22 protein-coding genes are annotated in these 26,728 nt (G+C 71.6%); 8 read left to right on the top strand and 14 right to left on the bottom strand.

The genetic code is table 11. The features are described from left to right. Positions 1–63: 63 nt before the first annotated feature. From WMF46_RS09975 to WMF46_RS09930, 10 genes are all read right to left on the bottom strand, one after another. Positions 64–1,044 carry a hypothetical protein gene (locus tag WMF46_RS09975; protein WP_437985392.1) on the bottom strand — a complete coding sequence of 327 codons (981 nt, stop codon included), beginning with the start codon at positions 1,042–1,044 and terminating at the stop codon, positions 64–66. Between the two features lie 38 nt (positions 1,045–1,082). After that, positions 1,083–2,210, bottom strand: a complete 1,128-nt coding sequence (locus WMF46_RS09970; protein WP_437985391.1) for a hypothetical protein — start codon at positions 2,208–2,210, stop codon at positions 1,083–1,085. Beyond that, positions 2,144–2,857, bottom strand: a complete 714-nt coding sequence (locus WMF46_RS09965) for a hypothetical protein (RefSeq protein WP_437985390.1) — start codon at positions 2,855–2,857, stop codon at positions 2,144–2,146. The genes WMF46_RS09970 and WMF46_RS09965 overlap by 67 nt, the downstream gene beginning before the upstream one ends. A gap of 123 nt (positions 2,858–2,980) precedes the next feature. Then, entirely contained in the window at positions 2,981–4,357 is a 1,377-nt protein-coding gene (locus WMF46_RS09960) for a DUF5050 domain-containing protein (protein WP_437985389.1), read from the bottom strand. Between the two features lie 537 nt (positions 4,358–4,894). Then, the gene (locus WMF46_RS09955; protein ID WP_437985388.1) at positions 4,895–6,274 is read right to left on the bottom strand and encodes a DUF5050 domain-containing protein; all 1,380 of its coding nucleotides are present in this window, start codon (positions 6,272–6,274) and stop codon (positions 4,895–4,897) included. A gap of 567 nt (positions 6,275–6,841) precedes the next feature. After that, complete coding sequence (gene purK / locus WMF46_RS09950; protein ID WP_437985387.1) at positions 6,842–8,041, bottom strand: 5-(carboxyamino)imidazole ribonucleotide synthase; 1,200 nt, start codon at positions 8,039–8,041, stop codon at positions 6,842–6,844. A 55-nt stretch (positions 8,042–8,096) separates the two neighbouring features. After that, the gene (gene purE / locus WMF46_RS09945) at positions 8,097–8,600 is read right to left on the bottom strand and encodes a 5-(carboxyamino)imidazole ribonucleotide mutase (protein WP_437987877.1); all 504 of its coding nucleotides are present in this window, start codon (positions 8,598–8,600) and stop codon (positions 8,097–8,099) included. A gap of 115 nt (positions 8,601–8,715) precedes the next feature. Beyond that, on the bottom strand, positions 8,716–9,042 hold the full coding sequence (locus WMF46_RS09940) for a TerB family tellurite resistance protein (protein WP_437551368.1): 327 nt from the start codon (positions 9,040–9,042) through the stop codon (positions 8,716–8,718). A gap of 120 nt (positions 9,043–9,162) precedes the next feature. Continuing rightward, positions 9,163–10,920: a hypothetical protein gene (locus tag WMF46_RS09935; protein ID WP_437985386.1), complete on the bottom strand. Its 1,758-nt coding sequence runs from the start codon at positions 10,918–10,920 to the stop codon at positions 9,163–9,165. Positions 10,921–10,950: 30 nt separating this feature from the next. Then, positions 10,951–13,578, bottom strand: a complete 2,628-nt coding sequence (locus WMF46_RS09930; RefSeq protein ID WP_437985385.1) for a HEAT repeat domain-containing protein — start codon at positions 13,576–13,578, stop codon at positions 10,951–10,953. A gap of 204 nt (positions 13,579–13,782) precedes the next feature. Here WMF46_RS09930 and WMF46_RS09925 point away from each other — a divergent pair, with 204 nt between their 5' ends. Further along, a complete protein-coding gene (locus WMF46_RS09925) occupies positions 13,783–14,784 on the top strand; it encodes an LLM class flavin-dependent oxidoreductase (RefSeq protein ID WP_437985384.1) in 1,002 nt (333 codons plus the stop codon). Between the two features lie 822 nt (positions 14,785–15,606). Here the strand turns inward: WMF46_RS09925 and WMF46_RS09920 are convergent. Further along, a complete protein-coding gene (locus WMF46_RS09920) occupies positions 15,607–16,197 on the bottom strand; it encodes a 2OG-Fe(II) oxygenase family protein (RefSeq protein ID WP_437987876.1) in 591 nt (196 codons plus the stop codon). On the opposite strand from WMF46_RS09920, the gene WMF46_RS09915 reads away from it, so the two are divergent. The 4 genes from WMF46_RS09915 to WMF46_RS09900 all read left to right on the top strand — a co-directional run bounded on the left by WMF46_RS09915 (position 16,129) and on the right by WMF46_RS09900 (position 19,489). Beyond that, complete coding sequence (locus tag WMF46_RS09915) at positions 16,129–16,344, top strand: acyl-CoA dehydrogenase family protein (protein ID WP_437987875.1); 216 nt, start codon at positions 16,129–16,131, stop codon at positions 16,342–16,344. The two genes, WMF46_RS09920 and WMF46_RS09915, sit on opposite strands and share 69 nt — an antisense overlap. A gap of 620 nt (positions 16,345–16,964) precedes the next feature. Beyond that, on the top strand, positions 16,965–18,452 hold the full coding sequence (locus WMF46_RS09910; protein ID WP_437985383.1) for a hypothetical protein: 1,488 nt from the start codon (positions 16,965–16,967) through the stop codon (positions 18,450–18,452). Next, complete coding sequence (locus WMF46_RS09905) at positions 18,442–19,230, top strand: hypothetical protein (RefSeq protein ID WP_437985382.1); 789 nt, start codon at positions 18,442–18,444, stop codon at positions 19,228–19,230. Before WMF46_RS09910 ends, WMF46_RS09905 begins: the two co-directional genes overlap by 11 nt. A gap of 115 nt (positions 19,231–19,345) precedes the next feature. Further along, positions 19,346–19,489 carry a hypothetical protein gene (locus WMF46_RS09900; protein WP_437985381.1) on the top strand — a complete coding sequence of 48 codons (144 nt, stop codon included), beginning with the start codon at positions 19,346–19,348 and terminating at the stop codon, positions 19,487–19,489. A gap of 24 nt (positions 19,490–19,513) precedes the next feature. On the opposite strand, the gene WMF46_RS09895 is transcribed toward WMF46_RS09900, so the two are convergent. Further along, entirely contained in the window at positions 19,514–19,855 is a 342-nt protein-coding gene (locus tag WMF46_RS09895) for a hypothetical protein (RefSeq protein WP_437985380.1), read from the bottom strand. A gap of 379 nt (positions 19,856–20,234) precedes the next feature. Then, positions 20,235–21,095, bottom strand: a complete 861-nt coding sequence (locus WMF46_RS09890) for a hypothetical protein (RefSeq protein WP_437985379.1) — start codon at positions 21,093–21,095, stop codon at positions 20,235–20,237. A gap of 852 nt (positions 21,096–21,947) precedes the next feature. On the opposite strand from WMF46_RS09890, the gene WMF46_RS09885 reads away from it, so the two are divergent. Both WMF46_RS09885 and WMF46_RS09880 read left to right on the top strand, forming a co-directional pair. After that, the gene (locus WMF46_RS09885) at positions 21,948–22,838 is read left to right on the top strand and encodes an AraC family transcriptional regulator (protein WP_437985378.1); all 891 of its coding nucleotides are present in this window, start codon (positions 21,948–21,950) and stop codon (positions 22,836–22,838) included. A 69-nt stretch (positions 22,839–22,907) separates the two neighbouring features. Further along, positions 22,908–23,861, top strand: coding sequence for an alpha/beta hydrolase family protein (locus WMF46_RS09880; protein WP_437985377.1), 954 nt, complete (start codon positions 22,908–22,910; stop codon positions 23,859–23,861). On the opposite strand, the gene WMF46_RS09875 is transcribed toward WMF46_RS09880, so the two are convergent. Further along, the gene (locus WMF46_RS09875) at positions 23,840–25,126 is read right to left on the bottom strand and encodes a PQQ-dependent sugar dehydrogenase (RefSeq protein WP_437985376.1); all 1,287 of its coding nucleotides are present in this window, start codon (positions 25,124–25,126) and stop codon (positions 23,840–23,842) included. The two genes, WMF46_RS09880 and WMF46_RS09875, sit on opposite strands and share 22 nt — an antisense overlap. Positions 25,127–25,180: 54 nt before the next feature. On the opposite strand from WMF46_RS09875, the gene WMF46_RS09870 reads away from it, so the two are divergent. Then, positions 25,181–26,473, top strand: a complete 1,293-nt coding sequence (locus tag WMF46_RS09870) for a hypothetical protein (RefSeq protein ID WP_437985375.1) — start codon at positions 25,181–25,183, stop codon at positions 26,471–26,473. The last annotated feature ends 255 nt before the right edge of the window (positions 26,474–26,728 follow it).

Below are 26,728 nucleotides of genomic sequence, written 5' to 3'. Positions count from 1 at the left end.
GCGCCGCGCCGCCACCTTACCGCGTCGGCGCGCCCCGTCCGAGCGCGGCGCCCTCCTCCCCCGTCATTTCCAGTGCCCCTTGCCCTTGTGCTTGTGCTTGTGCTTGTGCTTGTGGATGACGAGGACCCGGCCGTCATCGTCATCGTCGTCGTGCACCACCACGGTCGGCCTGACGTCGACCTTCACGGCCCACGTGGTCGCCACCAGGATGGCGATCACGGGCGCGCTCGGGCCGACAACGATCACCGCGCCTGGACGGTAACCGCAGAGGACCACGTGCGTGTGCCCGCCTTCCTTGAGCACCACCGTGACCTTGGTCGGATTGACCTTCACGTTGAGCTTGCCGGTGAAGTAGAGCCGATCGGGCCCGGGCGCGAGCACGATGACGTCCGGCCCCGACGCCGTCTGGATCGCGAGCTTGATCTCGCGCTCGCCGATCGGCACCGGCTTGAGGTTGAGATCCAGCACGTACACGCGCAGATCGCCGCTCTCCTTGTCGGCGACGATCTCCACGATGTCGTCTCCGACCGGCTGGAGCACGCCCCCGTTCGGCCCCTTGGTCCCGTCCAGCTGGGTGGTCTGGTGCTCCCTGGCGCTCTCCTGGAGCTCCCGGGTCCCGCCGCGGGGCACGTGCAGCACCCCCTTGAACGGCTCGCCCTTCACCTTGAGCTCGTAGCTGACCTCGGTCAGGTCGTCCTCGAGCGGCGGGAGCTTGGCGAGCAGCACGCCCCCCGACTTGGGCTCTGGCACGAGCGCCGCGCTCATGGGGGCTCCGCCCTTGCCAGGCACCTTGACCGAGACGCTGCCCGACACATCCGCCGCGATGGGCTTGCCGTCGCGATCCTTCACCAGCGCCGTCACCTGCCCGTCCTGGGCCACCGTCATGACGACGGACCCGGGCTCGTGCTGCTCCGTCAGCGCCCAGTTGTCCTCGATGCTCTCCGCCGTGATCTGCGGCGATTTGCTGCAAGCGGACGAGACGAGCGCCGCGGAGGCGACCCCGAGCGCGACGACCATGGACCGGAGACAACGTTGGATTCGCATACACCCCTCTCTGGTGACCTCTCGAAGGCGAGATCGCCTCATACCTGCTTGCGCGTAACGGACCAGATGAAGCCGTCGTACCAGAAGTGCATCAGCGCGACGGTCTGCGTGATCGACCACAGCGCGCGGTCGTCCGCCGGCGCGAGCTCGGCCCAGACCCCGTACACAAGGACACCCCCGAGGAAGACCGCCACAGCGATCGGCGTTCCGGCCCGGAGCGCGTCGAGGCGCAGCCGGCGGCGGAGGCGGCCGCCCTCCGACCACCAGACGAGCGCCAGGTACTGCACGGCGTGGAACAGGTTCATGATGAAGAAGGCCTGTCCCCAGGGGTTGAAACCCCACGTGTAGATCGAGCAGAGCCCCGTGCTGACGAGCAGCCACACCTTGGGGAACGACACCCGATAACCCCGCCGGCATATCGCTCGGTAAGCGAGCGCGTAATAGAGCAGGTACGACGTGCCCGCGGCGATGACGGCCCAGCTGAGGACGCGGTGGCTCGACGTCATCAGCGCAGGGACGGCGGTGAAGAAGGCGGGGCCCACGCCCTCGAAGGCGTCGAAGCTCTGGAAGTGGAGGAGCATCGTCGCGCCGCCCAGGATGGGGCCGGCATAGAGGACGAGGTTGAGCCACAGATCCAGCCGGCGGCCGAGCGCCGGCGCGTTCCCCGCGCGCGCGTCGTAGATGCGCCCGAGGCCGAACGTCTGGAGCGCCGAGTGGTAGACGTCCCAGAACACCACGAGGACCGACACGCAGGCGACGGCCCACATGGACAGCATCATCGCGGCGAACAGGGCGACCGGCGCCACGAGAAAGCGGAGCCGGTGCCGCCGGAAGATGTCCGCGTTGCCGTGGCTCCGGAGGAGCACCGCGGCGAGGTGGCCATGGATGAGCGTGCCGATGAAGAGCCCCGCCCACGTGACCTTCTCCCCGTGAAGCCTGAACCTCGCGTCGGCGAACGGCGTCCCCGCGATCAGGGCGCCCGCGGCGAGCGCGACGAGCGGCGGGAGCAGGAAGAAGGCCCAGTCATACAAGGGGCCGACGATGTACGCGGCCCGGCCTACACCGAGCAGCGCGGCGGACGCGGGCTCGGCCCGTGCGCTCATGCGGGACGAGGTGCCGCCGCGGGCCGCGGCTCCGGTGCTGCTGGCGAGAAGCCGATCGTCCATCCCTGCACGGCGAGGTGATCGACGAGCGACAGCAGGAAGAGATTCACGCCGAGCATCTCCATCGACTCCTCCACGAAGTCGATGAGCGCGTAGATCAGGTTGTCGCTCCCGGCCCGCTCGGTCCAGTACCCGAGCGGCAGCTCCAGGACGAGGGCCCCGGTGACATAGATCCCGCCCGAGAGGAGGAATCGATTCCGCGTATCTCGCGGGAGGTGCGAGAGGAACTGGAGGTATGCGACCACGAATCCCGCCACCGCGGCGGCCGCCGGGATCACCCAGCTGAAGTACAGGACCCCGCCCAGATCGAGCCAGGAGCTCGCCGCTTCATGGATCTCCACCACCTCGTCGAGCGAGATGTAGAGGAACGCCGCGGAGAGCCCCCACCAGTGCTTCACGAACTTGCCCGTGCGCCGGGCGCCGACGGCGATGACAGCGAGCGTGAGTGAGCACACGAACAGCAGTGACGAGGTGTACCACGTGGGCACGTTCTGCTCGTAGCTCAGCGAGAACAACGGGACGACGCCGCTCTGGCTCCTCAGGTGGAGGAGCGGCTTGAGCACCTCGACGGCGAGCCCGGCGCCCGCGATCACCGCCATCACGGCGACCAGCGCGACCTGGAGCCGGGCCCGCGACAGGGTGATCTGCATCGAATGAGAAGAACTACGCCAGGACGCCGGACACGGTCAATGCGTAAAGCAGCCGACACCGGCGCAGCGGGGCGGCGCGGCGCGCCCTGGCGAGCGGGCTCGGGAGCGCTCGCCAGGGCGCGCTCAAGGAGCGCTGTAGGACACGATCTCGCCTTCGAAGCGGTAGTCACCGCCGTTGGTCCAGAACACGTCCTGACCTTCCGGGGCGATGATGCGCCAGGCGAAGTGCTGGCCGAGCGCGAGCACGACGGTCGTATTGCTCGCGAGATCGTGGGCCTGAACGCTGCGGTTCCGGCTCATGTCCGTCGAGAAGAGCGTCGAGCCCCTGAGGGCCAACCCGCCCATCGAGCCCCCCTGGTAGATCAGCGTCTTCGCCCCTCCGGCGATCGGCGCCTTGAACACGCCGCCGTCGCCGGCGTTGGCCCAGTAGACGAACTCCGCGTCCACCGCGATCCCGGCCGGCTCCCCCTCGTTCTCGGCGATGACGGTCACGTCCCCGCCCGACTTCGCCACCTTGTAGACCTTGTTCGTCGTGGCGCCGCCGGTCCAGTAGATATTCGCGGCGTCCTGCGCCAGGTGCTCCGGCGCGCCGGCGTCTTGCGCGAGCACGACGGGCTCGCCGCCGTCGAGCGGCATCTTGTAGATGTTGTGTCCGTCGCCATCGCCGAAATAGACGGACGACTCGTCTCCGAGGACGCTCAGCACGTAGCCGATCTCGACAAGCGTCTCCATCGCCAGGGTCGATTTGTCGACGCGCTTGAGCGCCGAAGGGATGACCGGATCGTTGTCTCCGCCGCTCGCCCAGTACACGTGGGAGGCGTTGACCCACAGCGCCTTGGGGTCCGGATCCGCGGGGGTCATCGCCTCCACCTCGGTCGTGCCCGGCTTGACGCGATAGATGTAGCCGTCGTTCGAGTCCGCGGGCGCGGTGGACTCGGTCCCGCCGCTCGCAAAGTAGAGGTAGGTTTCGTCGGCCACGAGCGCCATCGGGTAGGCGTGCTGGCTCGCCATCGCCGCCGGCGGGACCATCCCGGCCTGGAAGCGGGAGAAATGCGGGGTCTCCGTGACGACGCCGGCAGGGAAAGCGTCATGACGCTCGAGCCGCGTGAAGTCGTCGGAGCCGGCCGGCGCGGTGAAGGCATACACGTCGAGGAAGGTGTTTTCGCCGAGCTCTGCCTCGAGCTCGACGGTGATCGGCAACGTGAGCGAGATCGGCTTGTCGAACGTCTGCCCCTCCGGGCCGAGGAGGTACATGGGCCCCACCCCGCCCGCGCGCGCGTCCTCGACGCGCTCGATGGTGATGTCCGTCGCCGCGCTGACCGCGCCTGGCGGCACCTCGATCGTGAACCCGTCCCTCGCGGTGAACACGCCGCCCTGCGCGTCGACGGAGAACTGCGGCTTGGTCCCCTGCGTGGCGTCGTCCGCCTCCGCCCCCCCGCACGACACGCCGCCCAGCCCGCCCGCCGCGCAGGCCAACACCATGAATGAGGTTCTTTTCATCGACTTGCTTCTCCGCGGGCGGTCGCCGCCGCCCATGATGGACAGGGTTGCAAGCAGGGGCACGACCGGAGTCTCCACGGTCGCGAGCCGATGAGATGCGAACATGCCGCAGCGGCGCCTCTCACGAGAGGATCGTTGGAGCTGGGATCGGGTGCTTTCGGATCAACGGCTTCCTGGGTCGATGGTCCGTCCCGGCGACCAACGCGCGTGGTTCCGCCCGGGCCAACATGCGCTCGCCATGAAGACAAAGACGCCGTGAGCGCTCTCCGCGCTGGGAGTGAAGACGATTGACTCTGCCGAGCTCACCGCGCGCGGCCCCGGCGCCGCCGTCGCTTCCACGCGACAGCGGAGCTCCAGGGTCGCTGGAAGCGAAGCCAAGCATGAGCGTGTGGGACCCCCCTGCCCGTCACGCTGGTCCCGGGTGAGCAGTCGCGCCGCGGCTCATGGGCGGCTCACAAATCGGCGGCCCACGAATCGCGCGACCTGGCGTTCGCCCCTGCTGTCATGCTGCCCGGCATCGCCGCCGGAGGCGCGCGCTCAAGGAGCGCGGTAGGACACGATCTGTCCTTCGAAGCGATAATCGCCGCCGTTGGTCCAGAACACGTCCTGACCTTCCGGCGCGATGATGCGCCAGGCGAAGTGCTGGCCGAGCGCGAGCACGACGGTCGTATTGCTCGAGAGATCGTGGGCCTGGACGCTGCGGTTCCGGCTCATGTCCGTCGAGAAGAGCGTCGAGCCCTTGAGGGCCAGCCCCCCCATCGAGCCCCCCTGGTAGATCAGCGTCTTCGCCCCTCCGGCGATCGGCGCCTTGAACACGCCGCCGTCGCCGGCGTTGGCCCAGTAGACGAACTGCGCGTCCACCGCGATCCCGGCCGGCTCTCCCTCGTTCTCGGCGATGACGGTCACGTCCCCGCCCGACTTCGCCACCTTGTAGACCTTGTTCGTCCGGGAGCCACCGGTCCAGTAGATGTTCTCTGCGTCCTGCGCCAGGTACTCCGGCGCGCCGGCGTCGGCGGCGAGCACGACGGGCTCGCCGCCGTCGAGGGGCAGCTTGTAGATGTTGTGTCCGTCACCATCTCCGAAATAGACGGACGACTCGTCTCCGGTGACGCTCAGCACGTAGCCGATCTCGACAAGCGTCTCCATCTCCAGGGTCGATTTGTCGACGCGCTTGAGCGCCGAAGGGATGACCGGATCGTTGTCTCCGCCGCTCGCCCAGTACACGTGGGAGGCGTTGACCCACAGCGCCTTGGGGTCCGGATCCGCGGGGGTCATCGCCTCCACCTCGGTCGTGCCCGGCTTGACGCGATAGATGTAGCCGTCGTTCGAGTCCGCGGGCGCGGTGGACTCGGTCCCGCCGCTCGCAAAGTAGAGGTAGGTTTCGTCGGCGGCGAGCGCCATCGGGTAGGCGTGCTGGCTCGCCATCACCCCCGCCGGGATCATCCCGGCGTAGAAGGTGCCCACGGAGGTGGTCTCCGTGATCATCTCCGCGGCAGAGACCTCGTGACGCTCGAGCGGCGTGAAGTCGTCGGAGCCCGTCGGCGAGGAGAAGCCGTAGGCATCGAGGACGGTATTCTCTCCGAGCTCCGCCTCGAGCTCCACGGTGATCGGCAGCGTGAGCTTGATCGGCTTGGCGAACATCTGCCCCTCCGGACCGAGGCGGTACGTGGGACCTACCGCGCCCTCGCGGTCGTCCACGATGTTCTCGATGGTGAGCTCCGTCGCCGCGCTGACGGCCCCCGGCGGCACTTCGATCTTGAATCCATCATCCCCGGTGAAGACCCCGCCCTGAGCGTCGACAGAGAACTGGGGCTCAGTCTCGTGCGTGGCGTCGTCGCCCGCGTCCGCCCCCCCGCACGACACGCTGCCCAGCCCGCCCGCCACGCACGCCAACACCATGAATGAGGTTCTTTTCATCGACTTGCTCCTCCTCGGGCGGTCACCGCCGCCCGAGATGGACAGGGTTGCAAGCAGGGGCACGGCCGGAGTCTCCACGGTCGTGACCTGTTAAGAATCGAACATGCCACAACGGCGCCTCTGTGCGAGATATTCGTCGAAGTCCAGGGCATGTGTTCAGATCAAATGCATTCTATATCGATGTTTCGTCCTGATAGCCAGTGCGCGTGATTCCGCCCCGGCCAGCGTGTGTTGCCCCTGTGGACGAAGACACCGTGAGATGTCTCCGCACGAGCGCTCAAGACCATTGAATCCGCCGAGATCGCCGCGCGCGGCCGCGGCGTCGCCGTCGCGCCCGGACGCCGGCCACGCCGCAGGCGACGCCGAACCTGAGCGCGTGAGAACACACCTCCCTACTCTCCAGGGCCGTCCCGAACATGCAGTTGCGCCGCGGCTCAGCGGCGGCTCATGAATCGACGCGAACGGGACGAGTCCGTCGACCGTCGACGTGATGGCGCAGCGCGCGCCGCGCCATCCTGGGCAGCCGTGGAGAGCGTCGTGCGCCGGCGGAGGCCCGCCGGCGGCGCGTCAGCGCCCGGGGAGCGGCAGCCCGGCTTGCGCCGAGAGCCGGGCCATCGCGAGCTTCGCGGCGACGAGCGCCTCCTCCGGCGTGCGGCCCGTGGCGGAGAGGTGGCCCATCTTGCGGCCGGGGCGGGCGACCCGCTTGCCGTAGAGGTGGAGCCGGACGCCCGGGATCTCCAGCGCGGCCTCGAACGGCGGCGGCGCGCCGCCGAGCCACACGTCGCCGAGCAGGTTGAGGATCGCCGCGGGGCGGACGATCTCGACCGAGCCGAGCGGCAGGTCGCACACGGCGCGGACCGCCTGCTCGAACTGGCTCGTCGCGCAGGCGACCTCGGAGGCGTGGTAGCTGTTGTGGGGCCGCGGGGCGAGCTCGTTGATGAGCAGGCGGCCGTCCTTGAGCAGGAAGAGCTCGACGACGAGCAGCCCCTCGACGCGCAGGCCGACCGCGAGGTCGAGCGCGATCTGGACCGCCTGCCCCGTCACCGCGGCCGACAGCGGGCCCGGCAGCAGCGACCAGTCGAGGATCTGGTCGACGTGGTGGTTCAGCGCCGGCGGGTAGACCGCGAGCTTGCCGCTCGGGCTCCGCGCGACGAGCACCGAGAGCTCGGCCTCGAGGTCGAGCGCCTGCTCGACGACGCAGCGCTGCCCGCCGAGCGACGCGAAGAGCGACGCGGCCTCGCCCTCGAGACCGCCGGCGCCGCCGCCCTCGTCCAAGCACGCGTCCCCCGAGAGCCGCAGCTGGCCGCGGCCGTCGTACCCGCCGACGCACGATTTCACGAAGCACGCCCCGCCCATGGCGCGCGTCGCCTCGAGGAGCTGCTCGCTCGTCGCGACCTCCCGGAACGGCCCCACCGGGAAGCCGTTGCGCGAGAGCCAGCCCTTCTGGACGCCGCGATCCTGCACCAGGGTCAGCACGTCGGCCGACGGGCGCACCGGCGCGAACCGGGCGGCGGCGACGAGGCCGTCCGTTGCGACCTTCTCGATCTCGAGCGTCACCACGTCGCACTGCGACGCGAGCTCGGCCGCCTGCGCCACGTCGTCGAACGAGGCGACGATGCAGCGATCGAGCACCGACCGGGCCGGGCAGTCCGGGTCAGGGTCGAGGGCGTGGACCTTGTACCCGAGCGTGCGGGCGGCCAGCGCCGTCATGCGGCCGAGCTGGCCGCCACCGAGGATACCGAGCGTGGAGCCGGGAGCGATGGGCATTTCCGGAGGACCTGTACGAGAGGGAGCGAAACGAGGCCCGACGAGGCCTGACGAGCTAGACGATGACCGAGTCGCGTAGCACCGCCGCCTCCTGGGCGCCGCGGAAGGCGGCGAGGCGCTCGCGGAGCTCCGGGTGCTTGCCCGACAGGACCGCCGCCGCGAACAGGGCCGCGTTGGCCGCCCCGGGCTTGCCGATCGCCATCGTGGCGACGGGGACGCCCTTCGGCATCTGGACGATCGAGAGCAGCGCGTCCATCCCGTTCAGCGCCGTGGCGGGGATGGGCACGCCGATGACGGGCAGCACCGTCTTCGCCGCGACCATCCCGGGCAGGTGGGCGGCGCCGCCGGCGGCGGCGATGATCACCTCGATCCCGCGCTCCGCGGCCGTGCTCGCGTACTCGAACATCCGGTCCGGCGTGCGGTGCGCCGAGACGACGCGCACCTCGTGCGGGATGCCGAGCTGCGTGAGCAGCTCGCTCGTGACGGCGAGGTGCTCGTAGTCGCTCTTGCCGCCCATGATCACGCCGACCCAGGGCTTCTCGGCCGAGCTCACTCCCATTTCCGCCGGGGTCCGGCCCTCGCCGGCCCCTCCCTGCGCCATCGTGCTCATCGTTCCACCGCTCACCGGCTCCTCAGCCGTCCGTCGTCCGTCATCCGTCGCCCCCCCGCCCGCGTCAGCGCGTCAGCTGATCCAGGAGGCTCAGGCTCTCGCGCTCTTCCTCGCCGATCTCGCCGTCGGACGAGATCATCTCGCGCGCGGCGTTCAGGAAGAGCTGCCGGTGCGCGCGCGGGATCTTCATCGGATCCACGTCGTCGGCCGCGGGGGGCACCTCGAGCCAGCCGCGCACCTGCTTGGCTTCCTCCGCGTCCAGGTGGAGCCGCAGGATCATCTTGCGCACGAACTCGCGCTCCTGGTCGCGCACCTGGAGGTCGGCCCAGGCGAACGAACAGATGAACCGCATCAGCTGGAGGCGTTCTTCGCGAGAAAGCTTGTCGAGCATGGGCGGGGACTCTAGCCCGGATCCGCCAGCGTTTTGTGTGGAAATCAGCGAGCCGCGCGCCCTAGGGGGATTCCCGGTTCCGGAGTGCTGGCCCCCGCCCGGGCGCCCGCTCCTCGCCGCTCAGCGGTACGGGCGGGCGGCGCGCGGGCCGCGCAGGAGCGCCGCCACGTGCAGCTGCTCGCCGAGCAGATCGCGCAGGGTGGCGGGGTCCTCGAGCGGGGCCGGCAGCGTGATCACGATGGCGTGCGGGGCGATCCGGAGCGCGCGCGTGCGGGCCTGCAGGCCCTTGACCGCCTCGCGCGCCCTGGGCGAGGCGGCGCGCAGCTGCTCGGGATCGTCGGGATCGAGCGCCGCGTCGAGGGGCGGCTCCACCACCAGCGTGATCTCGGAGCGCTCGGGGTGGGGGCCTCGCTCGAAGCAGGTGTCCACGTGGAACGTCGCGCCGTCGACCTGCGCGTCCCGGATGCGCATGCGGCCCACCTCGAAGCGGCCGTGGACCTCGGCCGCGAACCGCTCCCAGGCCGCGCGCATCCCCGCCATCGGCGTGGGCGGCGGGATGCGCCTCTTCGCGGCGCCGATCTCGGCCGCCAGCGCGGCGAGGTGCTCCAGGAACGCGCCGAGCCAGGGCTGATCGTGGCCCGGCGTCCGCGACCGGACCGACACGTGCTCGTCGTCCAGCCGGACGTCGTCGAAGGCGAGCAGCGCCCGGCGCAGCGGCCCCGCGATCACGGCGCGCACCTGGCCGGGATCGCGCCCGCGCACGCGGTAACGGCGGCCGAAGCCCTCGTCGTCCTCGGACGACAGCGCGAGCAGGAAGCGCTTCACGCCGACCTCCAGGTCGAGCCCCCACGACGGCCAGCGCAGCTCGCCCACGAGCGCGCCGCTCGACGAGGAGCCCGCGTCGATCCACACCGACGCCGCGGCGCCGGAGAGCGTGCCCGAGAGGCGGAGCTCCAGCGCGTCGAGGGACAGGCCGTGGCGCGCGCCGACCGCTTCCCAGACGGCCCGCCACCTCCCGGAGCCGATCTGCCGCCGCATCGCGCCGAGGCCGGGCGGGCTGTCGAAGACGCCGAGCGCGAGCGGCGTCGTGTGGACGACGCCGTCCGCGCGCGCGAGATCGACGCGCACCTCGAGCCCCCAGACGAGGGCGACCCAGCCGGCGTCGAACGACGGCGCCACCGAGCGGGGGATCCGGAACCGGAAGGGCAGCTCCCGCCCCTCGTCGCGGCTGTCCGCGCGGCGGAAGGCGGTGAAGCGGTGCGCCTCGGTCGCGCGGTTCGGCGCGGAGCGGTCGGCGCTGAGGAGGCGCTCGACGCCGACCAGCGAGATCTCGATGCCGCGCACGCCGCGGCCCTGCACGTTGCCGAGGGCCACGGCCCCCGAGATCTCGTCGCCCGGCGCGAAGACGCGATCGTCGAGCGAGACCTCGACGAAGGGGCTGTCGCCGCGCGCCGTGGTCCCCGCGGCCGGCGACCGGCCCGGGCGCGTGACGGGGCGGGGCGTGACGAGCACCTCGTAGGACTCCTGGACGTCGAGCCACCACGGAATCGCGATGGAGAGCGTGATGCCGTAGCGGATCTCGGCGCGCGTGCCGAGGTAGGAGCAGGGCGCGTCGTCCGGGAGCGGGAAGCTCGCGCGGTAGCGCTGCTCGCCCTCCGGGAGCGTCGTCGCCCCCGAGACGCGGGCGACGAGCGAGAGGAAGTGGGGCGGCACGAGGACGCGCTCCTCGACGCGGGCGACCTGCATGCCCTCCAGGTGGAGCTCGATCGCGTCGACCGGCGTCCTCCCGCGGCAGCGGAGCACCAGCTCGACCAGGACGACGTCGCCCGGGTGGACGGTCCTGGACATCCGGAGCTCGACGTCGGGTCGGGTTCGCATGGTGTCCGGCTCAGCGCGGCGGGCGCGGGCTCACTTCACGAGCGGGGCCGGGACGGTCAGGCGGATCGGCCCTCGGGGAGCGCCGCGCTCGAAGATCTCTCCGCGCCGGTCCGCGACGCCGAGGCGCATGAGCCCGTCCGCGCGCACGAGCGCGAAGGGCGCGCGCGGGGCCGGCGCGTCGCGGACCGAGCCTCCCCGGCCCGCGTCGAACGGGACGATGAAGACCGCGACGTCCTCGGCGCCGGCGGCCGGCGCGCGGGGCGCCGCGGCGTGGGCGCAGCGCCCGGCGACCGTGGCGTTCCTGTCCTCGGCGGCGCAGCGGGCGAGCGCGCGGCGATCGTCGTCGGCGCCGCTCCGCGCGAGGTGGTCGGCGGCCGCGAGGCGGACCGCCTCCGCGGGGTCGCGCGCGAGCAGGTCCCGGGCCGCGTCGCCGTCGCAGCGGGCGCCGGCCACGGTGAGGGCCGCGAGCGCGTTGGCCCGCACGTAGGGGCGCGCGTCGGGGAGCGCCGCGCAGAGCGCCGCGGCCGCGCGGGCCGGCTGCCCGGCGCGGCCGGCGGCGCGCCCGATCGCGCCCGCCGCGTTGCCCGCCACGGCGGCGTCGGGGTCCTTGAGGAGCGGCAGGAGCAGCGGCAGCGCGTCCTTGTCCCCCGCCGCGCCCAGCGACCAGACCGCGTTGGCGCGGACGCCGGGATCCGGGTCACCCGCGAGCTTGCGGAGCGCGGCGGCGGCCTCCGGGTGCCCCGCGAGCGCCTCGGCGATCTTGCGGCGATCGTCGATGGGCGCCGCCGAGGCCATCCGCGCGAGCGCGGCGCCCGCGGCCTGCCCCGGCATGCGGCCGAGCCCCTCGATCAGCGCGTCGCGCGCGGCGTCCGGCGCGCTCGCGATCGCGGCCGCGACCTCGTGGACGAGGCCCTTGCCGCTCGCGTCGCGCGCGTCGTTCGCGGCCTTCGCGTCCGTCGCGCCGTCCGCGCGCGACAGGGCGCCCGAGAGGGCGATGCCGAGCGCGCCGCGGTCCTGCTCCGCCGCGACCGTGAGGCGCTGGAGCAGCGGCCGGGCGCTGCCTGGGCCGGCGACGCGGGAGAGCGCGATCGCCGCCCGGAGCCGCACGTCGGCCGACTCGTCGTCGAGCGCCGCGAGCAGGGCGGCGTCCACGGCCGCGCCGAGCGTCCCGGCCGCGCGCGCGGCCCCGAGCGCCTCGATCACGGCGAGGCGGAGCGGCGTGGAGCGCGCCTTGGCGAGCGGCAGCAGCGCCGCCTGCGCGCGCGGCGAGCCGGTGCGCCCGAGCAGCTGGACGAGGGCGAGCTTCTCGTCGGGCGCGGTCGCCGGGTCGACCAGCAGGGCGCGCGCCGGGTCCACCGCGCGCCCGTCGGGCCGCGCTGGATCGAGCAGCGCGGTCGCGGCGCGGATGGCCTCCGCGCGGACCGCGGGGTCGGCGTCGCCGAGCAGCTCCAGCACGCCGGGCAGCGCCGCGGGATCGCCGAGCGCGCCGAGGGCGCGCAGCCCGTGCCGGAGCGGGACGACGCCCCGCTGCATCCCCCGCTCGAGCGCGGGCAGCGCTTCCCTGGCCTTGAGCTCGCCGAGCACGAGGGCGGCGCCCGCGGCTGTGTTGGCCGACGGCGCGGCCGCGAGCGCGGCGACCAGCGCGGGGACGGCCGCGGCGCCGGCGCTGACGAGGGCGTCGCGGACCGCGGAGCGCGGCGCCGCGGGGTTGTCCTTCGCGAGCGCCGCGAGCAGCGCCTTCACGGCCGCGTCGGAGCCGATGCGGCCGAGCGCCCGGAGCGCCGCCTCCCGCACGTCGTTGCTCGAGGTGGCGCTGTCGGACGGCCGCGCCCCCGGGAACACGCCCGCGGCCCCCGGCGACGCCGTGACGAGATCGGCGATCGCCGACGTCGCGTCGTCCGAGCGCAGCCGGCCGAGGGCGGTCACCGCCTCGACGCGCACATCCTGGGATGGGTCCTGGAGCGCGAGCAGCAGCGCGCTGACCGCGCGCGGGTCTCCGAGCTCTCCGAGCGCGCGCGCCGTGGCCTTGCGGACCTCCGGCACCGAGTCCTGCACCTTGCCGATCAGCGGCACGACGGCGCGCGCGTCGCCGATCCGGCCGAGCGCGCGCGCGACCTCCGCGCGCACCTCCGGCGCCGTATCGTCGAGGTGGCCGAGCAGCGGCGAGACCGCGTCCGGGAGCCCCGCCGCGCCCATCGCGGTCGCGGCGGCGAGGCGGACGTGCGGGTCGGGATCGCCGAGCACCCGCCCGAGCGCGACGACGGAGCGGTCCGTGGGCGAGGCGCGGATCACGTCGCAGGCCGCGAGCCGCAGGCGCGCGTCGCCCTCGCCGAGCCACTCGATCACGAGGTCCCCCGCGCGCGGCATCCGGAGGCGCACGGCCGCCCCGGCGAGGTGCAGCCGCACCTCGACGTCCGGGTCGCTCATGCCTCGCTGGATCAGCCTGATCGCCGTCTCCGGGGCGAGCTCGCCCACGCGGGTCGCGGCCAGGCGCCGCTCCAGGGCGTCGCCCGACGTGAGCGCACGCGCGATCTGCTCGGGCACGTTGGGCCAGAGGGTCGCGGCCGCTCCCCCGGGCGACGCGACAGCGGCGGCCGAGGCGGCGACGACGAGCAGGACCTGCGGTAGGCGGCGCAGCGGCGAGGACGAACGGCGCACGAGCCGAGCGTAATACAGCGGGCGCGGCCGCGTCATGGCGTTCCAGACGGCTGGAGCGCCGCGGGGCGACGCGCCGCGGGGGCGCGCGCTGGCGGGGGCGCCTCCTCGCGGCGATCGCGCGCGGAGACCGCGCACGAGCCGCGCCGGTCCCCGAGCGCTGCCGCAACCGTCCGTGGCGTGCAACAGTCTGGCGAGGTGTCCAACATGATTCCGTTCTCCGTTCTCGACCTTGCCCCGATCGTCCAGGGCGGAGACGCCGCCCAGGCGCTCCGCAACTCGCTCGATCTCGCGCGCCACGCCGAGCGGCTCGGCTATCACCGCTACTGGCTGGCCGAGCACCACAACATGGGCGGCGTCGCCAGCGCCGCGACGTCGATCGTCATCGCGCACGTGGCCGCCGGCACCTCGACGATCCGCGTCGGCGCGGGCGGGATCATGCTGCCGAACCACGCCCCGCTCGTGATCGCCGAGCAGTTCGGCACGCTGGCGTCGCTCTTTCCAGGGCGCATCGATCTGGGCCTCGGGCGCGCTCCGGGCTCTGACCCGCTCACCGCCCGCGCGCTCAGGCGCAACCTGGCCGGCGACGCGGACGGCTTCCCCCAGGACGTCCTGGAGCTGATGGGCTACTTCCGCCCGGCGGAGCCTGGCCAGCCGGTTCAGGCCGTGCCCGGCGCCGGGCTCCGCGTGCCGATCTGGATCCTCGGCTCCAGCCTCTTCGGCGCGCAGCTCGCCGCGGCGCTCGGCCTCCCCTACGCCTTCGCCTCGCACTTCGCGCCGGGCCAGATGACGCAGGCGATCGCGCTGTACCGCAGGGAGTTCCGCCCCTCGGACGAGCTCGCAGAGCCCCGCGTCATGCTGGGGATCAACGTGGTCGCGGCCGGCACCGACGAGGAGGCGCGCCGGCTGTGGACCTCGCTCCAGCAGGCCTTCGTCAACCTTCGCCGTGGCCGGCCGGGGCCCTTTCCTCCGCCGGCCGACGACTTCGAGCGCGACCTGAGCCCCCTGGACCGCGCCGGCCTCGAGCAGTCGCTGTCCTGCTCGGTCGTCGGCTCGCCCGAGACTGTGCGGCGCGGGCTGGACGCCTTCATCACCCGCACCCGCGCCGACGAGCTCATCGTGAGCTCGCCGATCTTCGATCACGCCGCGCGCGTACGCTCGCTCGAGCTCACCGCGGCGGTGCGCGACGAGCTCGCCCGCGCCGGCTGAAGCGCCTTGCCCGGAGGCGCGGGCTCGCGCCGGGCGGGCCGCCGGCTCGGCGCGCAGCGCTCTCCGTCCGGCTCGTTCGCGGGACGGTGCTCGACCACCTCCGGGCAAGCTCGCCCGCCGTACTTCCCCGACGGTGCTCCACCACCTCCGGGCAAGCCCGCAGGACTTCCACCGAGGTCCTCCACCACCTCCGGACAGCCTCTGGCGTGCTGGTCATCCTCGTCGACGCCGACGGGGAGCAGAGAGCTTCCTCACCGACCGGGGGGGCAAACCTCGCGCTCGATCCGCTGCGGCGGGAGGTGACGGGACTGTTCGGTATCGGTCGATGCAGCCGAGCGATGCGTCGACCCGGGTCGGGTAGCAGGCGGGACCGCAGGCGCTCACGGGGGGCGCCCAGGCGACCCGTTGACGGAGGGATTCGTCGACCGTCGTGCGGGATCGACTGGATGCACATGACGTGGGCCGTCTTGCCGTTGCTCATGGTCACCTTCCACCACTGCGTGCCGGGGTCATAGGTGACGAAGACGCCGTCGTCCCAGGAGCTGGTCCGGAAGCGTCCAGCGACGTCCGTGAGGAAGCATTGCGTGCCGAGCGGGCTCGTGCCGTGGTCCATTGCCTGGACCAGGTTGTGCGTGGCCGTGCCGGAACTCGGCGCGATCTAGGTCCAGACCCCGATGCCGGTGCCGGGGCTGACATCCACGCAACTGCCGTCGCCTAGGGCGTTCCCGGTGCCGCCGATGTACCAGTTGGTACCGTCGTTCCAGACCTGCACGCTGTCGCCGGCGGCCTGCCATTTGTCGCCCCCGTTGTTCCACACGCTCATCAGGCCACACCGCCGGTTGGCAGTGACCGGCGCCAGGACCTTCGCCGCCTGTCCGGAACTCCACCGGATCTCCCCCGTCCTGTTCGCGATGCTGGGAACGCAGAGGGTGGTCGCCTTGACCTTGGCGCCCTCGTACCTGCCCTTCGTTCGAAAATACCAGCCGCCGCTGTAGGTCCAGACCCCCGCAAAGCCGATGTTGGAGGTGTCGTTGGCATCGAGGTCACCGGCGACCCCGGAGAGGAGCAGGCGGGGATCGGCGCGATCTCTCTGTCGTAGTTGGGCTGGTGGAAGAAGACGAGGGACTGCCGGCGCGCGCCCCTCGCGTCCGGCGGCGGCAAGGCGACCCGGTGGAGCGTCGAGCGCCATACGTCGTTGGTCCACTGCTGCATGAGATCGGCGATGTTCACCACGAGGGCGCTGGAGGGGGCCGAGACGGCCTCCCAGTCGTCGCCGCCGCGATGCACCTCCAGCCCGCCGGGCGCGCCCTGCATGCTGAGCAGCGTGAGGCTGCCGTAATCCGTGTGCGCGCCCGCGCAGAGCTGGCCCGCGAGGGGCCGCTTCGCGAGCTCCGGATAGTTGAGCGCGCGCAGGGCGCTGACGCTCTTGTCGAGGACATGCCGTTCTCGCTCTGGTACCGGTTTGCCCGGTCCGCTCGCATCGCCGACGGTCCGGACGAGGTCCACGATGTCGTCGTCGCGCGCGACTTCCTGCGCGGCGCGCTGACGACGCTGATTTGAGCGGGCCCCCCGGCGGAACGCCGAGCGACATCGAGCGCCTCCGCGCCGGAGGTGGGTTGACGCGCGCCCGCTTCGAGCGAGATCCCGCAGGCTCGCCGCGGCGAGGCGCTGCCCCGGAGGAAGCGGGAACCAAGACGATTCGGCGATGTCACAGGTGAATCGCCACGCCCGCCCGAGGTGACCAGAGATCGCGTCGGGTGCGGTCCGCACCTTTCACCTGGAGGTCGAGCCATTCTCCATGATCTGTCCGCGCATCGAAGGGCTCGCTGCGCGCTCCACGGCATCGATACAGCCGACTTCGACGCGCGCAGTCGGCGCTCCGATTTCAATTTGACAAAAATGCCACGTCGCTGTTCACTGCGCGGCGCGAGGTGGCTTACATGAATACGCTCGGAAGTCGCGCGCTCGGGCTTGGGTTTTTGGCGGCGCTGACATTCGGTTGTTCGGATCAGGGAGGCGAGGCTCTCGATCTGAGGGAGAGAGAGGACGCCCCGGCGCAGCGCGGCGCGTCGCCGGAGCTCCCGGGCTTCGAACGTGTGACCGATTGGGTGCTTCGGGGTGACGGGGAGCTCTCGTCGGTCGCCCATGCGACCCAGGGATCTCAGGCGATCGAGGTTTCCATGGCAGGGGGGGTGCGGCTGGAGAGCCTGCCCTTCCGGGTAGATGACTCGCCGGCACGCATCGGCGTGGACGTGCGCACGCCGGATGAAAACTACTCGTGGGCAGGTAACTTGGAGGTGTCCCTCGACTGCGCGTCGCGGAGCATCCGTCACGAGACCGTCGGGAGAGTCGAGCTCGCTCCGATCTCCACGGGGAGATTCGAGACGATCTCGCTTCCGCTGCCCCCGTCGCTGCGCGAGCGGCTCGCTGGCGGTTGCGAGGACCTGGTGGTTCGCTTCGCGGTGGACACCTCGAGCAGCGTCGAGGCCATCTCGTTCGATCGTCTCGAGCTCGGGTACCATGTGGGGGTTGTCGCCTCGCCGCTCTGCGGCGTGTCGCCTCTCCCGCCGGACGCAGAAGAGGAGCTGCCCGACGGATACCTCCGCCGTCACGTCTGGCGAAGCGGCGCCTCCGTCCAGTTCGAGCTCGCCCGCCTCCAGGAGGCCATCGCCAGTGAACCTGAGATCCTCGGGATCACCGCCGACGACGCCCTGCAGCACTTCATCGCGGTGGTCGACGCCGGAACGGACGAGGAGCTCACGGCAGTGGCAGAGAGATTGCAGCGGCTCGAGCCCACGGTCCCTCTCGTGGTGCAACCGAGCTGCAGGAGCGGCAGCGAGCTCAGGCGAGCGCTCGAGGTCATCCAGACCGGGAGCTTCCATTCGCGCGCGCCGGAGGTGGAGCTCCTTTACTTGCTGGACGTCGCGGAAGGGCGCTACGTGGTGTTCGCCGATGCTGCCGATGCCGACGTGGCAGAGGCTCTGCAGGGCGCGCTGGGGGCCCTCGTGACGATCGAGTCCCGGCCCTTCGGCGAGCATGGGCGGTTCAACGACGGCGAGCCGCACTACGGGGCAGCCGCCATCGAGACGGACACGGGAGTCTGCACCGCCGGGTTCGTCGTGAACTGGGGGCTCATTCGTGGTGCGGTGACGGCGGGGCACTGCGTCAGCGCGGCGGGAGAGTTCGTCTATTCCGGCCCGGAGTTCTGGGGTGAAGCCGGTCACTTCCCCGCGAACACGACGGCGTGGGACATGGTGTACGTCGGTCCGTCGTTCCCGCTGGAGACATACTCCGCGCGCATTCACACAGACCCGTGCTGCCCAGTCACCAGGCCGGTCACGAGCAAGGTGAACCCCGCGAACGGGCAGATCGTGTGCATCAGCGGCAGGAACTATCTGGCCAAGTGCAGCGTCGAGGTCTTCAACATGCAATCCACCTGGGTCATCGACGGGAACGCCCGCTCGAACGTGTGGTTCGGCCGCCGCACGGGCGTCAACATCGCGGCTCCCGCTGACTCCGGCGCGCCGATCTACATCCCCGTCGGCGTCGGGAACGCCGCGATCGTCGGGATGCACATCGCCGGGTTCGTGGTGGCCCCCTTCGACCAGACCTGGTTTCACTCGGTCGCCAACATCGAAACTCAGCTAGGAGTCACCGTTGCGTTTTGACTGGAGCCTCGCCGCGGCCCGACCGCTCGCCGCTTCCCTCCTCCTCGCGGCCGGGTGCAACGCTCGTGCGCCGGGGAGCGGCGGCGATGCAGCGACCACCGGCGCGAAACCACAGGGGCCCCCGGCCACGACGTCGGCCGCGCCGTCAGCCTCGAGGCCGGAGGCCGCCCCGGCGGCGAGTCCATCGAGCGATGTCCCTCCCGCCGCGGATCGAGCCGCCTTCAGCCCGGTCACCCTCGAGACGATCCAGCGCGCGCAGCACAAGATCACCGAGGGCCACGCGGTCGGCGTGAACCTGCAGCCGTACTGCGAGCCGGAGGCTCAGGCGCCTGGCAGCACGAGCCCGGTCGGCGAGATTGCATGGCCAGAGCTCCGCGTGACCGACTATCAGCCGCTGCACGATCTGCTCTCGAAGCACCCATCGTTCATCGGGGTGGTCACCGAGCGGAAGCGCCGGTCGATCGTCGTCGTCTTCGAGCCAGACTTCCAGGATTGGGCGTCGATTCAGGCCCAGATCCCGGTTCCGAGGCGCGTCCCGGTCGAGCTGCGTCCCGGCTGTCACACGCGGAAGCAGAGAGAGCTCGCGCAGCAAGCGCTCGAGGCGCTCAAGAAAGAGCCGGCGGTCGGCTCGGCGTTGCACGCATGGTCGCCCGACGCCTCGATCGCCGGCTTCCGTGTCTTCGTGCTACCGGGAGACACGGCGACGGCGGCGCTCGTCACCGAGCGGCTCGCCTCGATCGCGAGCGTCTGGTTCAGCCGGCCCTTCGGGCAGCACTGAGCTCCCGCTGCTCGCCCGGGGCGCGGACCCCCTGGTCGAGCGCGACCTGAGCCCCCTCGACCGCGCCGGCCTGGAGCAGGCGCTGGCCTGCTCGGTCGCCGGCTCGCCCGAGACCGTGCGGCGGTGGCTGGACGCCTTCATCACCCGCACCCGCGCCGACGAGCTCATCGTGAGCTCGCCGCTCTTCGATCACGCCGCCCGCGTGCGCTCGCTCGAGCTCACCGCGGCGGTGCGCGACGAGCTCGCCTGCGCCGGCTGAAGCGCCTTGCCGGAGGCGCCTAGGCTAGGGAGTGAGATCGCCCAGCTTGTCGGTGTCGTTCAGGGTCACGGAGATCTCCGCGCCCAGGCCCGCCCCGCCGGCGAACGCCGGCGCGTCGACGCGCACGGCGCACCTCCCGTCGGCAATGACCTCCGCGGAGCGCGTCAGCAGATCCCCCCAGGGGATCTGGATGCCGACCACCCGGTTCCCCGTGCGTGCACCTTCACTGGATGTCTCTCCATCGACAAGGGTCCTCCCGCCCCCTGCATGGCCGGGGAGCGCGAACACCACGTCCATGGCGTCGATTCGGGCGGCAGGGATCACCGAGACCTCGCGCGATGGGCCGCCGTCGGTCGCGGTGATCACGACGGTGCCATCCCCGGTTGCGACGATCTCGGAGGGCGCGCCCCCTCGCGCCCCCGGAGCTCCACGCCGGTCCCCGCCACGTCGACCGCCGGATGCTCGACGTTCTGTGGGGAGAAGGGCTGGCCCGCCGCGTCGAACGCCACCGGGATGATCGGGAGAGGCCGGTTCGACTGGATGACGGCGCGCGCGCCGCAGCTCGCCGGGATGCGGCTAGGAAGCGCCAGGGCGTTGCTGCCGGCCACGCCGTGCCCGGCGCCCGTCCTCCGCGGTGCAGAGTACGTCGGCGACCCGGGTCGGGTAGCAGGCGGGACCGCAGGCGCTCACGGGGGGCGCCCAGGCGACCCGTTGACGGCGGGATCCGTCGACCGTCGTGCGGGATCTACTGGATGCACATGACGTGGGCCGTCCTGCCGTTGCTCACGGTCACCTTCCACCAGTTGGTCCCGGGGTCATAGGCGACGAAGACGCCGTCGTCCCACGCGTTGGTCCGGAAGCGTCCAGCGACGCCCGTGAGGAAGCATTGCGTTCCGAGGGGGCTCGTGCCGTGGTCGATTGCCTGGATGAGGTTGTGCGTGGCCGTGCCGGAGCTCGGCGCAATATATGTCCAGCGCCAGGTGCCACTGCCGGGGCTGACGTCCACGCAAATGGCCAGGCCATTGGCGTTCCCGGTACCGTCGATGAACCAGTCGAGGCCGCTGTCCCAGACCCGCACGCTGTCGCTGGCGGCCTCCCATTCGTCGTGGAACCCGAAGTTGCCCACCATCCTCAGGCCACACCTCCGGCTGACAGTGGACGGCGCCAGCTTCGTCGGGCCGTCTCCGGAACTCCACCTGGCGAACGTCGTCCTGTTCTTGATGCTGGGAACGCAGAGGGTGGTCGCCTTGACCTTGGCGCCCTCGTCGTAGCCAATCGTTTCCAGTAACCAGCGGTCGTCGTTGCTCCAGACCCCCGCCCAGGCACCGATGGAGGTGTCGGTGGCATTGAGGTTACCGCCGACCCCCGAGAGGAAGCAGGTCATATCGTCGGTCGACCCGAGATCCCACGCCGGCGTAGAGTGACCCGCCGTCGCCCGCGACCAGCCCCAGTAGCCGGTGAATGCCTGCTCGGCCGTGCCGACCAGCTCGTCGTCCATCAGCTCGTCGCCCGCCTGTTCACCCGTGGCCGCCACGCAGCCGATTCCCATGAGCAGGACAGGGAGGATGCACGAGAGCTTCCAGAATTTGTTCGATACGTTCTTCATATGTATTCCATCGATAGGGGGCGTGCAGCTTTGACGGCGCTTCAAAGCGGATCCATGCAGCGGCGCTTTCGTGGTCCGCGCCCGAGCGTGCAGCGATCTTCGATCGAACCGTGGGTCACGGCGCCGCAACGCGTGGATCAGGTGAAGACCATTGCTGAAGGGACAAAGCAACAGGCGCGCCAGCTCTGGCGTCCTGGGTGCTCGCATGCGCAGCAGCGCCAAACTCGGGTCACCGCGGCGCCAGCGCGTCGCAACTACAGCGGCTGCAGAGCGAGAGGGCTGCTGCGCCACGCGTCGCCAGGCGGAGCCGTGCTGAAAGTTCCTGCTGGACTGTAGCGCATGTCACGGCGCGGCCGTGACATGTCACGTGACATGTCACGTGACATGTCACGTGACATGTCACGGCGAAGCCGGCGGCGATCCAATCCAGGTCAGGTGAGCGGCAGTCGTTCCTCGGGAGTCGACCGAGCTACTCACGCACGATCCGGACGCTGCTCCTCGAGTGACTCCTGGTGCCGGGGGTCGAGCAGGTGCACGTCACGGTCGCCATGACGAGCGACGCCGCGCGCGGGCTCTACCAGCGCGCGGGATTCCGCGTCGCCAGCGTCCTGCCGCGCGCCATGATGGACGGCGACAGGGCCATCGACGCCAGGCCTGTGCCGGGAGCAGGCGACCACGTCAGAACAAAATTTCGCCCCGGCGGGCATGTGAACCGGCTCCGGCCAGCTACCGCCGCGCCCCCGGGCCACCCCCAGCGCCCCTCCGGGCCCGGTCGCCCGAAATTCAGCAATTTCGGTCAGGCATGGCGCGCGGCGCCTCGTTACCTTGCCCCTCGCCGAGGAGGACACCGCGTTGACCAAAGCCGCCGAGAACGCGTATATCGAAAGGTTCCGCAGGGTGCTCGAGCACATCGACGCGCACCTGGACGAGGACTTGACGCTCGAGCGGCTGAGCGGGGTCGCCGCGTGCTCGAAGTTCCATTTTCACCGGCAGTTCTCCGAGCTGTTCGGGATGGGAGTTCACGAGTACGTGAAGCTCGTCCGCCTGCGGAGCGCGTCCTACCGTCTCGCGCTCCCGCAGCGGGATCACGCCCGGATCATCGATATCGCGATGGCGAGCGGCTACGAGAGCCCCGAGGCCTTCTCGCGCGCCTTCAAGAGAGCGTTCGGCCAGTCCCCCTCCGAGTTCCGGGAGCAGCCCCGGTGGGATCCTTGGCACGCCACCCATGAGCGCCTGAGAGAGACAAGGGCCCTCCCCATGAAGGCCGCTCACCGCGCCGAGGACGTGGCGATCGTGCGGTTCAACGAGACGCGCGTCGCGGCCCTCGAGCACCGCGGCGACCCGAAGCGGATCCTGGAATCGGTGCGCCGGTTCATCGCGTGGCGCAAGGAGAACAAGCTCCCGCCGAGGGTCAGCGCGACCTTCAACATCCTGTACGACGACCCGGCCGAGTCCCCGCCGGAGGCCTACCGCGCGGACCTCTGCGCGGGCATCCACCGCCCCATTTCAGAGAACCCGCACGGCGTCGTCGAGAAGGCGATCCCCGGCGGCCGCTGCGCCGTCCTCCGGCACGTCGGATGCGACGACACGCTCTACGTGGCCGTGAGGTACCTCTATGCGACCTGGCTCCCCATGAGCGGAGAGGAGCTGCGGGATTTCCCGCTCTTTCTGCAGCGGGTGCGCTTCTTCCCCGAGGTGCCCGATCACGAGGCCGTCACGGATGTCTTCCTCCCGCTCCAGTGAGCTTCCCGTGAACAGACAGGCATCGTCCCTGGTCTTCCCATCCCCCCGACACCGTCCGGAGAAACGCGCATGAATCGATTCGTGGGCTGCCGCAGCCTGACCGTTCGAGATCCGATGAACGACCTCTCGTTCCCGGTCCTCGTGATGTACCCGACGCACGTCCCTGCCGAGGTCGTATCGATGGGGCCTTACTCGCTGGAGGTCGCCAGGAACGCGCCCGTGCACGGCGGCCCTCTCCCCTTCGTGCTCATCTCGCACGGCGGCGGCGGGACGCCCCTCGGGTATCGGACGCTCGCGTCCCACCTCGCACAGAGCGGCTATGTCGTCGCGATGCCCGAGCACCCCGGGGACAATCGCAACGATCGGTCCCTGACCGAGGCGATCGAGAACCTGGAGCGCCGGCCCCGCCACGCCCGGCTGGCGGTGGACGCTGTCTGCTCCGACGCCGAGCTCGGGCCTCGCCTGCAGGGCGACGACATCGCCGTCATCGGGCACTCGATGGGCGGCTACACCGCGCTCGCCCTCGCGGGCGGGCAGCCCTGGACGGGGCCGGGGCAGAGGGTCGCGGTCACGAAGGATCCGCGCGTCAAGGCGCTGGTCTTGATGGCCCCCGCGGCGTGCTGGTTCGTGCCCAACGACGCCTTGAAGGACGTCGAGGCGCCCATCCTCCTGCTCGTGGCGGAGCACGACCGCATCGCGCCGCGATGGCAGGGGCAGCTCGTCCTCGACCTCGTCCCCGACCCGGCCCGGGTCACGTTCAAGGTCGTCGAGAACGCGAACCATCACGCGTTCCTGAGCCCGTTTCCTCCCCAGATGCGGCGCCCGGACTTCCTGCCCGCGATCGATCGCTCCGGGTTCGATCGCGAGGCGTTCCACCGCCGGCTCGAGCGCGACGTGCGCGAGTTCCTCGACGCGGCGCTGCGGCAGAGCCCTTCGTCGCCGCCACGTCGACGGCCCGTCCCGGAGAGAGCAGGCGACGCGCCGGCGGCCGTGGAACCACCTCAGCCCGGATCGAGCCGGTAGACGCGCCCCGTGTTGAACATCACCACATAGACCTCCCCGGCCGCGTCCTCGCCGAACGAGGCCGGGAGTCCGTTGGGGTTCAACGCCGAGGTCAGCTCGACGCGATCGGTCGCGGCCTTGCCGTCCCACACGAAGGAGAAGAAGCGGCCCGTCACGTAGTCGCCATAGAGATAGCGGCCGCGCAGGCACGGGATCTTCGCCCCGCGGTAGACATAGCCGCCGACGATGGAGCCCGCCTCGCTCCGCGGGTGCTCGACCGCGGGCGGGAGACCGCGCGGCTTGCACGTCGCGCCAGGAGGGTAGCAGTGGGCGCCCTCCATCGCCTCCCAGCCGTAATCGTTCCGGCCCTGGCCAGGGCGCTCCACCAGGATCTCTTCCCAGCTCTTCTGGCCGACGTCGCCGATGTACATGTCCCCGGTGAGCCGGTCGAAGCTGAACCGCCACGGGTTCCTGAGCCCGTAATCCCAGATCATCGGGTCGCCGCTGGTCATGTTGCCCGCCGGCGCCTTGCCCGGCTGATCGACGTCGATGCGGAGGATCTTGCCGAGCTTCGAGGTGAGATCGGCCGCGGGGCTCGGCGATCGCGCGGAGTCGCCGATCGCGGCGTAGAGATGGCCGTCCTTGCCGAAGGCGAGCATCCCGCCGACGTGGTTCCAGGCGCCGTGCTTCACGTCGACCAGCGACCTGACCGGCTCGGGATGGGCGGCGTCGCCGCCCTGCGCCGCGCGCTTCCACTCCTCGATCACGACGTTGCCGCGCGGGGCCGACGAATAGTGGAGCCAGAAGCGCCCGTTGTTCGCGTAGTCCGGGTGGAACGCGAGCCCGAGCAGGCCGCCCTCCGCGTTCGGCGCCGGGAAGAACACGCGCGAGCGCACGTCGAGGAACGGCGCCTGCTGGACGGCGCCGCCCTTGATGAGCCGGACGACCCCCGTCTTTTCGAGCACGAGGAGGCGCGACGGATCGCCGGGCGGCCCGGCGACATACGTCGGCTGATCGAGCCCGCTCGCCACCATGGTGAGCTTCAGCTGCGGGACGCCCCCGCACTTCGCCGGGCGAGCGAGCTCCGCCGCGCTCGCGGGCGCCCCCTGCGCCGCGGGGGCGCCTTGCGCGGCGGGCACCCCCTGCGCGGCCGGCGTGTCTTGCGCGGCGAGCGCCGCGCCAGGCGCCCCCGTGCCCCCCTGAGCCGCCTGGACGGGGTTCCCCGCCGCGGCCTGGCCGGGAGGGCCGCCCTCGCGGGGCTCTTCGGGCGGCCCCGCGACCTGCACGCGCCTGTCGCAGGCGGCTACACTGCCAGCCAGCAGGAGGCACCAGGCGGTCCGATGGCACGCTCTCGTCAGATAGGCAGCGCGCCCCACGACGCGCCGGTGGCTCGGTCTCTCGGGCAAGCGGGCACCTCCCTCTCCACCTTCACCACGAGAGGCCGCGCCTGGCAAGCCGTGGCCGCGTCGCTGCTGCTGGCCGGCTGCGGCGGCTGCGGCGCGCAGGAGGCGCCCCGGCCCGAACCTCTCCCCACCCCACCGGGCCAGACCGGCCCGGCGGCCGCGACCACCACGCGCGCACCCGGCACAGGCGATCGCCCCGGCCAGGGCGCGGCCCAGGCGCCCGGAGGCCTGCCGCCTTGCAAGGACGGCGACACCGATCCTCACGATCTCCGCTGCACCGGGCTTTACAGCGACCCCGGCGCGCGCACGATCGCGGCGGGTGTCCGCGAGTTCAAGCCGGCCTTCGAGCTCTGGAGCGACGGCGCCGAGAAGACGCGCTGGATCTACCTCCCTCCGGGCGCGACCATCGATGTCTCCCGGATGAACGACTGGATCTTTCCTGTCGGCACAAAGCTGTGGAAGGAGTTCCGTCTGCCCGTCGCCGGCGCGAGCCGCCGTATCGAGACGAGGTTCCTGTGGAAGACCGCGGAGGATGGCTGGACGCGCGCCACCTACGTCTGGTCGGAGGACGGAGCGAGCGCGACGCAGGTGAAGGCCGGTGTCCCCCACGTCCCCGGCGCCCCCGACTATGCGATCCCGGCGCAGGTCGACTGCATCCGTTGCCACGCTGGCAAGACCGACAACCCACTTGGATTCGAGGCGATCCAGCTCGCCGCGCGGGGCGCCGGCGGCCTGACGTATGCCGAGCTCGTCGAGCGCGGCCTCCTGTCGACGACCTCCGGCGGCCCGCTCCCCGACGCGGCCGCGCTCGAGGTGCCCGGGACCGCGACGGAGCGGCGCGCCCTCGGCCTGCTGCACGTCAACTGCGGCGTCTCGTGCCACCACCCGCGCGGCGTCGCGACGCACTTCGAGATGCGCCTCGACATCGACGCTGCCGGCCGGGTGGGCGACGTGCCCGGCACGCGCGTCTACCAGACGGCGATCAACCAGCCCGCGAAGGTCCGCCCGCCCGGAGCGCCGCCGGGAGCCCGCTATGACCGGCTGAGGCCCCTCGATCCGGATCGCAGCGCCGTGCTCCGCAGCATGTCCCGGCGCGACGCGCCCGGCGCGCCGCCCGAGCAGATGCCGCCGCTCGCGACCCGGCGCATCGACGAGGAGGCCGTCGCCGCGATCCGCGCCTGGATCGAGGCGATGACCCCCGCCGCCGGCTACCCGCGCCCCTCCCCTTGATCGCGATCGCCCGCCGGGGTTGCCCGGCGCGTCGCGAACATGCCATCTCCCGGCAGCGCCTCATACCGCCGTCCGAGGCGCCGGGAGGAAGGGAGCGCCGGAAACGCGCGAAGGGCGCCCGCGGGAAACGCCACCGCGCGCGCGCCGGCCCGTGGTGATCGCGGCCCTCGAGCTTCATGCTCCCGGCGGGTCGCAGCGCCGCGCGGCCTCGACCGACCTCGCGCTCGCCGTGCCCACGGCGCCGGCAGATCCCGC

Source organism: Sorangium sp. So ce117, assembly GCF_051524395.1.
Lineage (GTDB): Bacteria > Myxococcota_A > Polyangia > Polyangiales > Polyangiaceae > Sorangium > Sorangium cellulosum_B.
The sequence above is the reverse complement of the archived record's forward strand: the minus strand, read 5'-3'. Positions and strand labels throughout refer to the sequence as shown.

Coding starts and splice junctions, on each gene's coding strand:
- WMF46_RS09975 (WP_437985392.1), bottom strand. CDS start 1,044: ATGCGAATCCAACGTTGTCTCCGGTCCATGGTCGTCGCGCTCGGGGTC.
- WMF46_RS09970 (WP_437985391.1), bottom strand. CDS start 2,210: ATGGACGATCGGCTTCTCGCCAGCAGCACCGGAGCCGCGGCCCGCGGC.
- WMF46_RS09965 (WP_437985390.1), bottom strand. CDS start 2,857: ATGCAGATCACCCTGTCGCGGGCCCGGCTCCAGGTCGCGCTGGTCGCC.
- WMF46_RS09960 (WP_437985389.1), bottom strand. CDS start 4,357: ATGAAAAGAACCTCATTCATGGTGTTGGCCTGCGCGGCGGGCGGGCTG.
- WMF46_RS09955 (WP_437985388.1), bottom strand. CDS start 6,274: ATGAAAAGAACCTCATTCATGGTGTTGGCGTGCGTGGCGGGCGGGCTG.
- purK (WP_437985387.1), bottom strand. CDS start 8,041: ATGCCCATCGCTCCCGGCTCCACGCTCGGTATCCTCGGTGGCGGCCAG.
- purE (WP_437987877.1), bottom strand. CDS start 8,600: ATGGGAGTGAGCTCGGCCGAGAAGCCCTGGGTCGGCGTGATCATGGGC.
- WMF46_RS09940 (WP_437551368.1), bottom strand. CDS start 9,042: ATGCTCGACAAGCTTTCTCGCGAAGAACGCCTCCAGCTGATGCGGTTC.
- WMF46_RS09935 (WP_437985386.1), bottom strand. CDS start 10,920: ATGCGAACCCGACCCGACGTCGAGCTCCGGATGTCCAGGACCGTCCAC.
- WMF46_RS09925 (WP_437985384.1), top strand. CDS start 13,783: ATGATTCCGTTCTCCGTTCTCGACCTTGCCCCGATCGTCCAGGGCGGA.
- WMF46_RS09910 (WP_437985383.1), top strand. CDS start 16,965: ATGGCAGGGGGGGTGCGGCTGGAGAGCCTGCCCTTCCGGGTAGATGAC.
- WMF46_RS09890 (WP_437985379.1), bottom strand. CDS start 21,095: ATGAAGAACGTATCGAACAAATTCTGGAAGCTCTCGTGCATCCTCCCT.
- WMF46_RS09880 (WP_437985377.1), top strand. CDS start 22,908: ATGAATCGATTCGTGGGCTGCCGCAGCCTGACCGTTCGAGATCCGATG.
- WMF46_RS09870 (WP_437985375.1), top strand. CDS start 25,181: ATGGCACGCTCTCGTCAGATAGGCAGCGCGCCCCACGACGCGCCGGTG.